The organism is Micromonospora nigra, assembly GCF_900091585.1.
GTDB lineage: Bacteria > Actinomycetota > Actinomycetes > Mycobacteriales > Micromonosporaceae > Micromonospora > Micromonospora nigra.
Genome location: NZ_FMHT01000003.1, coordinates 503476 through 516052 on the forward strand (window position 1 = coordinate 503476; position 12577 = coordinate 516052).

Below are 12577 nucleotides of genomic sequence, written 5' to 3' on the forward strand. Positions count from 1 at the left end.
TGGAGGGAACGAATGGAAGAGCACGTCCTTGCCGCCGTCGAGCGGGCGACGACCCGCCCTTCGGAGCACTACGACACCATCACCGTCACGCCGATCTCGCCGGTGATCGGCGCGGAGGTGTCCGGCCTCGACCTCGCCACCGAGCTGTCGGACACGCAACTGGCCGAGGTCAGACGCGCGTTCCTCGCCCACCACGTGCTGGTGTTCCGCGACCAGGTGCTCTCCGCCGAGGACCACAAGCGCTTCGCCGGCCACTTCGGCGAGTTGCGCCGCCAGCCCCTCGCGGACCTGGACGGCGGCGACCCCGCCATCCTCGAGATCAGCGCCGACCGGGAGTCACGTTTCGTGGCGGGCGAGGACTGGCACACCGACGGCACCGCCGAGGCCGAGCCGTCGCTGGGTTCGATGCTCTACGTGACCAGGACACCGGAGATCGGCGTCGGTGGCGACACCCTCTGGGCGAACATGCACCTGGCGTACGAGATGCTCTCCGCGCCGATGCGGGCGTTCCTCGACGGTCTGACCGCGATCCACGACGGCCTGATCCCGTGGCAGGGGCACACCCCACCACCGGAGTACGTCGTGCCCAGGAGCGAACACCCGGTCGTCGTACGCCACCCGGAGACCGGTCGCCGGCTGCTCTTCGTCAACGCCGGTTTCACCTCGCACATCGTGCAGCTCTCCCGGCACGAGAGCCGGGCGCTGCTGGACATGCTGTTCGGCTGGGTCGCCGGGCAGCCGATCCTGAGCTGCCGGGTCCGCTGGACGCCGAACACGCTGGTGTTCTGGGACAACCGCTGCACCCAGCACCACGCCGTGTGGGACTACTATCCGCACTCCCGCTACGGCCAACGGGTGACCATCAACGGCAGCCGGCCGGTCGGGTGACCCGGCCGGTTCGACCCTCGAGCGGGATGACACATGACCGGGTCGGCCGACGGTCGGCCCGGTCGGTCGACACGGCCGGCGATCGGAACGGCCCGGGGCGATGACCAGGCAGGGCGAGGACGGCGCCGGTACGACCGAGCCGGCCGGTCGTGAGCTGTCCGGTCTGCTCGCCGCCTGGGTGCGCGGGTGGGCCGCCTCACGAGCCGTGCCGCCCCCGACCCCCGTGCCCGGTGGATGGCGCCTCCAGGTCGGGCTCGCGGGTCATCGCGTCCGCTACGTGCTGGCGGCGTACGACGACGCGTCGTTGGCCGAACTGGGCCGCCGGCGGGCCACACCGGGTACCTGGATCAAGGCTGCGGCGGATCCGGCGGACCTGCGCACGGCGCTACCCGCCGCCTGGACGATGGCCGACACCGGTCATCTCATGACCATCCCCTTCACCGCCGGCACCGCGACGCCTCCGGCGTCGTACACCACCCGGATCGCGGTCCTCGGCGACGTCATCGTCGCCAAGGTCATCGACGCCGCCGGCGAGGTCGCCGCTTCGGGCCGGCTCGCACCGGCAGGCCAGGTCGGAGTCATCGACCAGGTCGAGACCGCCCCCGCGCACCGCCGTCGCGGCCTCGGCAGCTCGGTGATGCGCACCCTCAGCCACCACGCGGTCCGGCTCGGCGTGCACCGCGGCGTCCTCGTCGCCACCGACGAGGGCCGCGACCTGTACCGCGCCCTGGGCTGGACGGTACGCGCGCCCGTCGCCGCCGCACACGTACCGGAAGCCGGCGTACCACTGACGTGATCGACCGTGGTGGCACGGCGCCAGACGGGCGCGGTCAGCCGCGCACGATCTGCTCGGTGTAGGTCCAGTCGGCGTCGAGGGCGGCGTCGCGTTCGTCGGTCAGGCCGGTCAGGTCGGCGTGGGCGACGCGGCCGGCAGCCGCGACGCGGTCCCGCAGGATCCGGGCCGTGACCAGGGCGGCCCGGGTGCCCTGTGCGGTGACCGGGTCCAGGTGGTAACCGGCGTCGCCGACCAGGCACCACCCCGGCCCGCTCATCGGTCGACGCAGCATGCGCATCCGCCCGGCGCCGCCGATCGTGGTGCTGCGGCGGCCGGCGGCGACGGCCGGGCCGAGGTGCGGGTCGTCGCGCACCATCCGCTCGAACGTGTGTGCCGGGTGCCGACCGGTCTCGTCGATCAGGCTCTGGTGCAGGTCGAGCGCGACGCACCACTGCTTGTCGCCGCAGGGCGTCGAGATGAGCACGCTGCGGTCCTGCAGGGAGAAGTACGAGCGGTCGGTGGGCAGCGGCAGGTTCTCGTAGTACGCCAGCAACGCGAACCACGGTGACTCGACGACCCGGTAGGCGCCCGCCCCCACACGTTCGGCGTTGCGCGAGAGCCGGCCGTCCGCGAGCACCAGCAGGTCACAGGTGACCTCGATGTCGACGCCCCCGTGCCGTACGGTCGCTGCGCGCACCCGTCCGGCGTCGATCGTGAGGTCCCGTACCCGGGCCGGGCGCACCACGGTGACGTTGCCCCGGGTGCGTGCCGCGGCCAGCAGCGCCGGGTCCAGCACCTCGCGGGGCACGCTCATCCGGAACGAGTAGGCGTCCTCGCGCGGGTAGACCCGCTCGGCCACGTCCTCGCCGACGCGCTGGGTGTCGCCGTAGGTGCGCGGGGCACCGCAGGCCAGGACCGTCTCCAGCAGGTCGAGTTCCGCCCAGGCGAGGTTTCCGGACCGGTCCCAGGTGGACTGCTGCGGCCAGAACGCGGTGGGCTGCGAGGCGTCCAGCACGAGGACGCGCTCCGCGTACGGTGCCAGGGCCCAGGCGGTGGACGCCCCGGCTATCCGGCCGCCGACCACGACGACCTCCCAGTGGCCGGCGATCATGCCGCCACCGGCTGGACGCGGTGGTGCTCCGGCGGGCTCCCGACGGCGTCGAACGGCACGGCGCAGTCTCCCATCCGGAAGCCTGTCCGGACCAGAGCCGATCGCAGGGCGGCCAGGTTGTCGGTGGCGACGACCAGACCGGGGCGTCCTCAGGCAGGTGGTGCCGGTGCCTCCGGTGGGCGTCCGGCGGAGCGCCGGGCGTCGGCTGCGGCGACCCCGAACAGGACGACGGAGGCGGCGATGGCGGCGACCAACGCGCTGGTGAACGCGAGCGGCACCATGAGCACGGCCAGGGCGACGATGGCGACGACGCGACGCCGGGACAGCCGGTCGAACACGACCCGTTCCAGTCGGATGCGACCCCAGAGGAACAGCGCCGGGCCGCCCAGGATCACCACCACCCACAACGGGAAGGGCCGGTCGAGGGCGTGTTGCTGCACGAGCTTGTAGCCGATCGCCGTGGCGACGATGCCGAACACCATCACGATGTGCGCCGCGCCGGTGATCCGGCCCAGGTTGTTCCGTCCCCGGACGCTGTCCAGCGCCTCACCGAGCATCTCCCCCGAGCGGTGGTAGTAGACCCGCCAGAGCAGGACGGTGGTGAGGTACGCCGTCAGCAGCCCGATGGTCGTCTCGGTCGTGGCCGGCTCGTTGGTGTACGAGATGCCGAGCGCCAGGACGGTCTCCCCCAGGGCGATGAGCAGCAGCTGCTGGTACCGCTCCGGGAGGTGCCGGCCGCGTTCCACCGCCCACGCGCTGGCGGGGAGACGAGCCAGCCCGCGTACGGGCCAGTTGAGTCGGGCCCCGATGAGGTCGACGGCCACCGCCGACGTCCACAACACCACCCGCCGCCACTCCGTGGTCAGCGCACCGCCGATCCACAGCACCGCCGAACCGGCGAACCAGATCGCCGACCGGAGGTAGAGGGCCCGGACGGCGTCACCGACCGGCAGCGTGAAGATGAAGAGCAGGGGCCGACCGGCCTGGAGGAGCACATACGGCAACGCGAACGCCAGGCCCCGCCCGGAGAACGCGTACGGCAGGGACGTACCCATGATCAGCAGACCGAGGGCACTGATCAGCACCACCAACTGGATCAGCCGTCGCCGGGGGTCGAAGCGGCTGGTGATGTGGCCGGTGGTGGTCCAGAGCCAGAGCAGCGGCAGCGCCAGCACCACGGTCTGGAACAGCGCCGCCCAGCGGACGTTGAGGTCGTCCGTGGTCAGCGCGGGCACGATCCGGTTGACCAACCCGTTCAGTGCGAACACCAGCACCAGATCGAAGAACAGCTCGAGGTAGTCGGCCTGGTGGGCGCTCTCCCGGCCACCCGGTACGTAGCGTCCCCGATCGCGTTCCACCCGGTCATGCTCTCCCCGAACCGGATCGCTCCGTCGCCGTTCGGCCTTAACGATCACCACCGGCACCGGGCTTCGCCGCCCGCCTCCGCGCAGAGTTGATCAACCGGCGGCGCACCGAGGGCGAGGAGCGCCGGTGCGCGTGCCGGGGCCGGTTGGTGTCGCACACCCGTCCGTCCCGGCGCCGCAACAGCGGGCCCATGCTCGGCGTCGCGGTGGCTGCGGGGGGAATAAGGGGATCGAAGGGCATCAAGGTGGATCAGCCATGATATGCCCGTCAATGCCGCCAGAGCAGCAGTCAGTCGGCTACACGCAGTAGTCAGATCTTGGATAACTCCTGGTCGCCCAACTACTTAACGTGAGCGGGGTTAGGTCAGCGCTCGACAACGGGCGCCCCACCGGCACTGCGCCGGAATCGTGGAACAGGAGCGACACCATGTCACATCGAACAGCACGCCGCCGCCTCACCGTACGCGGGCTCGTCCTCGTGCTCGGCATCACCGCGGTGGCGGTCGCCCCGGCGGGACCCGCCTCGGCGGCCGTGCCGGGCCTGGTGAGGATCGCCGCGGTCAGCGCGTCGAACTCCAACGACTTCCGCTCGGTCACCGCGACCTGCCCGGCGGGCAAGGTGCTCACCGGCACCGGGTACGAGATCAACGGTGCCACCGGCGAGGTGGTGGTGGACGACCTGCGGCCCAACGGCAGCACGGTCACCGCTCCGACAGCCGTGACCGTCGGAGCGTACGAGGCGGATCCGTTCGCCGGGAACTGGACCGTCACCGCGTACGCCGTCTGCGCCAACCCGCTGCCCGGCCTGATCCGGGTGACGGCGGTCAGCGACACCGACCTGAACGACTTCCACGCCGCCACCGCGGCCTGCCCGTTCGGCAAGGTGCTGACCGGCACCGGCTTCGAGATGACCGGCATCACCGGCGAGGGGGTCGTCGACGACCTGCGCCCCAACGGCAGCCCGGTCAGCGCGCCCAACGCCGTCACCGTCGGGGCGTACGAGGTGGACACCTTCCTGGGCAGTTGGAACGTCCGGGCGTACGGGATCTGCGCGAACCCGATCCCGGGGCTGGTGCGGATCACGACGGTCAGCGCCCGCGACTCCAGCGACTCCCGCTTCAGCACGACGGTCTGCCTCAACGGGCAGGTGATGACCGGGGGCGGCTTCGAGGTGAACGGCGCGCTCGGTGAGGTGGTCGTGGACGACTTCCGGCCCAACGGCAGCGCCGCCACCGCGCCGGTCGCGCTCACCGCGGGGGCGTACGAGGAGGACCCGTTCGCCGGCAACTGGAACCTGCGGTCGTACGCGATCTGTGCCACCAGGTAATCCGTACGCCGGCAGCCGGCCACCGGGCCCGCCCGCCCATGCGGCCCCCCTCGACGGCCCGCCGGCCACCGGCACGGCCGCCCCGCCCGGCCGCGCACCCGCCGGGCTCCATCCGGGAGCCGCCCCTCGTCGGGCGGCTCCCGGATCCGTCGGTCCCGCCCGGAGCCGGCCGCCGACGAGACGCCGCGAGTCGCCGAGGCGAAAGCATCGATAGACTTGCATACATCACTGCCGGTCCGGTATGAAGTCCGCAAGCGCGTCGATGCGCCTGTTCCTGGAGGGGAGCGACTATGAAACTCGCCCTGCGTCGCCTACGGATGGCGGCGGTCACACTCGGTGCCTGCACTCTCGGGCTCAGCCTGGTATCGGTGCCCGCCGCCGAGGCGTACTCCGTCCGACCGCTCGCACCCCAATCCGAGCGGGCACCCGAGGCGGAGCAGTTCTCGGCGGAGGGCGTCACCACCGTCGGCGAGCTGCGCACCGTGAACGGCGTGTTGTCTCACGCTCCCGACGGCCGCAAGCAGGTTATCCGGCACCCCGGCGCCGCGTACGTCAAGGTGCACTTCAGCTCCCTGCGCCTGGCGCACGGCGACTACGTCACCGTGGCGAGCGCCGACGGCCGGGAGAGCTACCGGTACGACCGCTACCTCAACCGGGCCACCAGCTCGGACTACACCACCGACGGCGGTCCGGGCTTCTGGGCGATGTCCGTGGAGGGCGACACCGCGGTGGTGACGCTGCACAGCAGCCGTACCTCCCGCGCCAGGGCCGTGACCATCGACCGGTTCTGGCGCGGCTACGACCGGGCGGAGCTGACGCAGCACAACTTCTCCACGCAGTCGGTGTGCAGCACCGACGCCCGCCGCGACGTGGTCTGCTACCGCACCAGCCACCCCACCGAGTACGCCCGTGGCAACGCGGTCGCGCGGCTGCTGATCGCCGGCGGCGGCATGTGCACCACCTGGCGGGTGGGCAACACCAACCGCATGCTGACCAACAAGCACTGCATCTCGACGCAGTCCGCCGTCAGCGGTAGCGAGATGCAGTTCAACTACCAGTGCGCCACCTGCGGCGGCAACAACCCCGGCGCCGGCACCAAGGTCAGCGGCGCCACTCTCTACAAGGTCAGCAGCGGCGGTTCCAGCCAGCTGGACTACACCCTGTACTCGGTGAACAACTTCGCCAACATCCAGAGCTACGGCACGCTGTACCTGGCGACGACCGCCACCAGTAACGGCACCCAGATGTACATCCCCGGCCACGGCGACGGTCGCCCGAAGCGGTTGTCGATCTACGAGGACAGCCAGGGCGGTACGCGGTGCACCGTGCGGAACGCGAACTACAACACCTGGAACATCAGCTACAGCTGTGACACCTCCGGCGGCAACTCCGGCTCGCCGGTGCTGGACAGCAGCCACCGGGTGATCGCCCTGCACCACCTCGGCGGCTGCCCGTCGAACCAGGGCGCGAAGTCCCACCTGATCTACAACGAGATCAAGGGTCTGATCGACAACGGCTGACGACGACGGGCCGGCGGAGCGCACGTCGCGCTCCGCCGGCCCGTTCCGTCCTGCGACGGGGTGCCACGGCGAGGTCGTCGCCGTGGCACCCCGCTGTCAGCGCAGCCGGGACTCGATGGCCTCGATGATCCGGGGGCGCAGGTCCGCCGCACGGATGACCGCGTCGACGGAGCCGACCTCGACGGCGCGCTGGATGTTGTGCACCCGGTCGAACTCCGTCGCCACCTCGCCGAGCTTCTCCGCCCGGACCGACGCCCGCAGCTCGTCGAGTTCGGCGGTCAGCGCGGCGCGGTCGGTACCGGACGCCGCCGCGACGCGGGCCTCCAGGTCCCGTACCCGGTGATCGGCGGCGGTGCGGGCGTTGACCTCACCGGAGAAGACCACGGCGGCGGCGGGGGCACCACCGAGCACCGAGGCGAACGAGCCGTCGATCGCCAGGACGGTCATGTTCGGGTTCAACGCCTTCGAGAAGACCACGAACGCGCCGCCGTGATACCGCGAGATCACGCAGAACACGATGGGCCCGCGGAAGTTCACGATCGCCCGGCCGATCTCGGCTCCGTACTCCAGTTGCAGCTTGCGCATCGACTCCGGGGAGCCGTCGAAGCCCGAGAGGTTCGCCAGGACCACCAGGGGCCGGTTGCCGCTCGCCGCGTTGATCGCCCGCGCGGCCTTCTTCGACGACCGGGGGAACAGCGTGCCCGCGCTGTAGGTGTCCGGTCCGTCGGTGGGCGGGAAGCCCCGCCGCGGCACCGACCGGGACTCGATGCCCAGCAGGCACACCGGCATGCCGCCGAGGTGGACGTCCTGCACCACGGCGGTCTCCGCGTCGGCCATGCCCGCCCAGCGTTCCAGCACCGGGTGGTCCTGGTCGGACAGCGCCCGCATCACGGTCCGGATGTCGAACGGCTTCTTCCGCTGCGGGTTGGCGGTGGCGGAGAAGATCTCGCCGACCGTGGTGAAGTCGCTGCCCTCGACGACATGCGGGAAGCCGGAGATGTCGCGGTCGACCGGGTCGGTCGTGGTCGTCCGCCGCGGTGCCTCCTCGCCGGGCGCGACGTACGTGTGGTCGTAGTGCGCCATCAGCACGTCCCGGGCGGCGGTGAGGTTCGGCGCCCAGTACTGTGCCTGCCCGTTCGGGCCCATCACCCGGTCGTAGCCGCCGATGCCGTGGTTGTCCTCGGCCGACACGCCGCCGGAGAAGTCGAGCGACTGCTTGCCGGTGAGCACCATCGCCGACTCCGGCGTCATCACCAGGACGCCCCTGGTGTGCATGAGCATCGTCGCCTCGGCGTTCCAGTACGGCTGCGCGCCGACGTTGATGCCCGCGACGACGATGTTGATCTCTCCGCCGTCCTGGGTGAACTCCACGATCCGCTTCAGTGCCGCGGCCACCCAGTCCATGTTCTCCGTGCCGGAGGTCATCGAGATCCGGGCACCGGAGGAGAGCGCGTACCACTCCAGCGGTACCCGCATCCGCTCGGCCAGGTCGAGCGCGGAGATCACCCGGCGGCACTCCGGCTCGGACAACGCGCCGAGCGACTTCGTGGGATCGCCGAGCAGCACCACCCTGGTGACGCCCTGCGGGTGCCGCCGGGTCGGCGTGGTCACCACACCCGCGACGAGCGCCGCGGTGTTGCGCCCCTTCGGCCGGTTGACCGGTACCAGCACGTGCTGGTCGTCGAGGTCGTGTTCGACGAAGTCGCCGAGCAGGCCGGTCAGCTCGTACGGGTACACGGCGTTGCGGCTGCTCGCCCGCAGCACCTTCTGCCGGTAGTCGTCGAGCGGCTCGACCGGTTCGTCCGACGGGTCGCCGACGGTGAGCTCGGTGCCACCCGTGGCGTCGAAGGAGACCCGTACGGCGACCTTGGTCAGCTCGCCGGTCCTCGGGTCGCGCTGCCGCGCGATGAAGAGGATCTCCTCCAGCCCCGCACCCGCGGTCGTCGGCAGCACGCGGTCGGCGAGCATGTCCAGCTCCGCCCGGGTCAGGCCGCTCGGCGGCCAGACGTAGAGCACGATCCGGTTGGTGTTGAAGCGCTTCTTCGACGACCGTCGCGACTGCGTGCGGCGGATCGAGTCGAGGCAGGCGGCGAGGGTGTCCTCAGCCGTCGGCAGCGAGATCAGTCGACCGTCGTGCTCGCGCAGTTCGGTCAGGTCGCGTACCTGCGCGAACGCGACGAGACGGTCGTCGGACGGGTTCTCCCGCGCGACACACTGGAAGAGGTACACCTCCTCGTCCGACGACGGCAACCGGGTGAGGTCGAACTTGCTCAGCCGCTCGATCTGCATCCGCTGCGCGATGTACGGGTGCAGGCCACGGATCAGCCGCTCCTCGGCCATCCCGCTTCCCGACGGTCGGAACGTGAAGTGGTGGTGCATCACCGCGCCGCTACGACCGGCGACGGTGGCGGTGACCCTCTCGACCTGCTCAGGCAGGGGGTGCGCGCCGATGACCTCGTGCAGCGCCGCCACCATCGCGTCGGAGTCCGTCGGCTGGTTCTCCCAGGCGAGGTAGATGTCGGCGTTGATCGACCCCTCCCCGCTCGCCAGCTCGGCGAGCCCTCCCAGCGCGCTGCCGAACGCGTCGAAGCGCACGGCGGCGGAGACCACGCACGAACCTCCGCGCTCGGCGACCACGAACGTGCAGCCGGCGACCTCGCTCGTGCGGACGCTGAGACCCCGGTTCCCGTAGTACCGCCGGGTCAGCACCTCCAGCATGACCGCGTTGTCGAGGTCGTCACGGACGAGCCTCTGGCCGAGCAGCCGAACCAGCGGCTCGGTGCTGCGTACCATCTCGGCGACGCGCTCGGCGCGGTCCGGGGCGTCCGGGTGCGCGTCCAGGTGCTGCAGGTGCCGGCGGACCTGGGCGTAGACGCGGGCCCGGTTGCGGCGCAGCAGCGGCTGGGCGAACCAGGCGTACACCACACCGCGGGCCAGGTCGCAGACCACAGGGAAGCGGACCTGCGTCGCGGCCACCAGCCGTTCCAGCGCGAGACCGGCCGGCTCGCGCAGCGTGTCGGCCGGCGGTGGCTCCCGCAGCCACGCGCGCAGCAGCGTCGCGACGACCGTGGCGTCGGTGGAGGCACGCTGCTGGGCGAGGAAGATCCGGAACACCGCGGCCTCGAGCGCGGGGCTGCGCTCCAGGTCGGTGACACCGTAGTGCCCGAGCGCCTTGGCGAGCTTGGCCCGGAACGCCGGCGGCAGCCCCGCCCGCTCGACGTCGAGGCACTGCAGGTAGGTGTGGAAGTACTCGCGGGCGCTGTGCACGTGACCGTCGCCGCCGTCCTCGCCGCTCGGCCGGTTGCGGCTCAGCTCGGCGAGGTCGGCGAAGACGTTGACGAGTTCGAGTTCCCCGGCCAACGGCCGGTGGCCGTCCGCGATGGCCGCCAGCCGCGCGACGACGTAGTCGTCGAGCACCCGCCCTTCGTCGTGCGGGTCGACGTCGTAGCCGAGCAGCAGACTGCGCAGGTCCTCCAGGCCGCGCGCGGTGCGCTCCCGGGCCGGGGTCGTCCCGCGGGCGTCGGGCAGGTCCAGTTCGACGGAACCGGTGGCCGAGGTGTCCTCCGCCTCGGCGTCGGCGAGCGGCTCCAGGCGCAGCAGCGGTGCGCCGGCGTCCGCCTGGCTGCCCACGGAGACGAGGCACTCCTTCAACCGTGCCTTGAACGGTGCCCGCAGCACCGTCTCCATCTTCATGGCCTCCAGCACCAGCACCGGCGCACCGGCCTCGACCTCGGCACCCACCTTGACCGGCGTGGCGACCACCAGCGCCGGCATGGGAGAACGGACGATGCCGCCCTCGTCGCGGCTGACCCGGTGCGTCACGCCGTCCACCTCGATCAGATGGATCGGCCCGTGCGTGCCGGTCAGCAGGCGGTGGCGGGCGCCGTTGACGACGATCTGCCCACTGTGCCGGTCGAAGCGTTCGAGCTCCACGTCGGCGGTGCGCACCTCGCCGGCGGCCTCGATCCCGACCCGGAACCGATGGGCGCCGACCCGCGCGACGCGCAGGCGGTAGGAGGCACCCCGAAGCTTGAGATCCAGCGGTCGGCCGCTCTGGTGCTGCACCTGCGGGCTGCCGCCGAACGCCGTCGACAGCAGCCGTTGCCGCTCGGCACGTTCCTCCTCCTCGTAGGCCTCGATGGCGGCGGCCGCGAGCGCGACGGCGGTGTGCCGGTGTGACACGAGCCCGCCCTGGGCGTAGACGCGGTCGATCCAGCCGGTGTCCGCGCTGGCGTCGATCACCTCGGGCCGGTCGAGCAGGTCGATCACGAAGCTCTTGTTGGTCGCGCCGCCCTCGATGATCACCGTGGTCTCGGCCATCGCCCGGCGCAGCCGGCCCAGCGCCTCGTCACGATCGCGGCCGTAGGCGATGATCTTCGCGATCATCGAGTCGAAGTCGGCGGGGATGGTGTCCCCCTCGCTGACGCCGGTGTCCACGCGGATGCCGGGCCCGGCGGGCAGGTCGAGGCGGGCGATGCGGCCTGGGGCGGGAGCGAAGTCACGATCGGGGTCCTCGGCGTTGAGCCGGGCCTCGATGGCGTGCCCGCGCTCCACCGGCGGCTCACCGACGAGCCGAGTGCCGGACGCCACCCGTAGCTGTGCCTTGACCAGGTCGAAACCGGTGGTGGACTCGGTGATCGGGTGCTCGACCTGGAGGCGGGTGTTGACCTCGAGAAACGCGAACAGCCTGTCGCCGGGGTGGTAGAGGAACTCGACGGTCGCCGCGCCACGGTAACCGACCGCGACGGCGAGCCGTTCGGCCGACGCCTTGAGTTCGGCCGCCTGCGCCGGGCTGAGCACCGGCGACGCCGACTCCTCGATGATCTTCTGGTTGCGTCGCTGCACCGAGCAGTCGCGCACCCCGAGCGCCCAGGCGGTGCCCTCGCCGTCCGCGATCACCTGCACCTCGACGTGTCGGGCACCGGTGACCAGCCGCTCCAGGAACACGACACCGCTGCCGAACGCCCGCGCGGCCTCCTGGCTGGTGCGCTCGTAGGCGTCGGCGAGCTCGGCCTCGTTGGTGATCACGCGGATGCCGCGCCCGCCGCCGCCCGCGGTCGCCTTCAGCATCAGTGGGTAGCCGATCTCGGCCGCCGCCGCCAGGGCGGCGTCCAGGGTCTCGACCGCACCGCGGCTCCACGGCGCGACGGGCACGCCGACCTCCTCGGCGATCAGCTTCGCACCGATCTTGTCGCCGAGCTTGCGCATGGCCTCCGGACTCGGTCCGACGAAGGTGACGCCGACCCTCTCACACAGCTCCGCGAACGCCGGATCCTCGGCGACGAAGCCCCAGCCGACCCACGCGGCGTCGGCGCCGGTCTCCACGAGCGCGCGTTCCAGCACCGCCAGATCGAGGTACGGGCGCGCAGCAGCGGGACCGAGTTCGTAGGACAGGTCCGCTTCGCGGACGAATGTGGCGGTCCTGTCGACGTCGGTGTGCAGGGCGACGGTCTCGATCCGGTGCCCGCTCTCGGCGGCCAACTCCCGGACAGCGTGGATGAGCCGCATCGCGGCCTCACCACGGTTGACGATGGCGACACGACTGAACACTCGATCAAGCCTTCCTGTAAGAACCACGATGTACGCACCCGG

The 12577-nt window shown here is 71.5% G+C and carries 7 protein-coding genes; 4 read left to right on the forward strand and 3 right to left on the reverse strand.

The annotated features are described in order from the left end of the window. The first annotated feature begins 12 nt into the window (after positions 1 to 12). Entirely contained in the window at positions 13 to 888 is an 876-nt protein-coding gene (locus GA0070616_RS02140; RefSeq protein ID WP_091075350.1) for a TauD/TfdA dioxygenase family protein, read from the forward strand. A 100-nt stretch (positions 889 to 988) separates the two neighbouring features. Next, on the forward strand, positions 989 to 1684 hold the full coding sequence (locus GA0070616_RS02145) for a GNAT family N-acetyltransferase (RefSeq protein WP_091075354.1): 696 nt from the start codon (positions 989 to 991) through the stop codon (positions 1682 to 1684). Positions 1685 to 1718: 34 nt separating this feature from the next. Here the strand turns inward: GA0070616_RS02145 and GA0070616_RS02150 are convergent, their stop codons facing one another. Both GA0070616_RS02150 and GA0070616_RS02155 read right to left on the reverse strand, forming a co-directional pair. Further along, positions 1719 to 2774 carry an FAD-dependent monooxygenase gene (locus GA0070616_RS02150; RefSeq protein ID WP_091075358.1) on the reverse strand — a complete coding sequence of 352 codons (1056 nt, stop codon included), beginning with the start codon at positions 2772 to 2774 and terminating at the stop codon, positions 1719 to 1721. Positions 2775 to 2923: 149 nt separating this feature from the next. Beyond that, positions 2924 to 4132: a low temperature requirement protein A gene (locus GA0070616_RS02155; RefSeq protein WP_175439956.1), complete on the reverse strand. Its 1209-nt coding sequence runs from the start codon at positions 4130 to 4132 to the stop codon at positions 2924 to 2926. Between the two features lie 433 nt (positions 4133 to 4565). Between GA0070616_RS02155 and GA0070616_RS02160 the strand changes: the two genes are divergently transcribed. Together GA0070616_RS02160 and GA0070616_RS02165 are read left to right on the forward strand one after the other, a co-directional pair. Then, complete coding sequence (locus GA0070616_RS02160) at positions 4566 to 5465, forward strand: hypothetical protein (protein WP_139128825.1); 900 nt, start codon at positions 4566 to 4568, stop codon at positions 5463 to 5465. 290 nt (positions 5466 to 5755) lie between these two features. After that, positions 5756 to 6985, forward strand: coding sequence for a trypsin-like serine peptidase (locus GA0070616_RS02165; protein ID WP_091075370.1), 1230 nt, complete (start codon positions 5756 to 5758; stop codon positions 6983 to 6985). A gap of 96 nt (positions 6986 to 7081) precedes the next feature. Here GA0070616_RS02165 and GA0070616_RS02170 read toward each other — a convergent pair whose 3' ends face one another. Next, complete coding sequence (locus GA0070616_RS02170) at positions 7082 to 12535, reverse strand: ATP-binding protein (RefSeq protein ID WP_091075373.1); 5454 nt, start codon at positions 12533 to 12535, stop codon at positions 7082 to 7084. Positions 12536 to 12577 lie beyond the last annotated feature (42 nt).

Excerpts from the sequence above, each read along its gene's own strand:
- GA0070616_RS02140 (WP_091075350.1), top strand. The coding sequence starts at position 13 with ATGGAAGAGCACGTCCTTGCCGCCGTCGAGCGGGCGACGACCCGCCCT.
- GA0070616_RS02145 (WP_091075354.1), top strand. The coding sequence starts at position 989 with ATGACCAGGCAGGGCGAGGACGGCGCCGGTACGACCGAGCCGGCCGGT.
- GA0070616_RS02150 (WP_091075358.1), bottom strand. The coding sequence starts at position 2,774 with ATGATCGCCGGCCACTGGGAGGTCGTCGTGGTCGGCGGCCGGATAGCC.
- GA0070616_RS02160 (WP_139128825.1), top strand. The coding sequence starts at position 4,566 with ATGTCACATCGAACAGCACGCCGCCGCCTCACCGTACGCGGGCTCGTC.
- GA0070616_RS02165 (WP_091075370.1), top strand. The coding sequence starts at position 5,756 with ATGAAACTCGCCCTGCGTCGCCTACGGATGGCGGCGGTCACACTCGGT.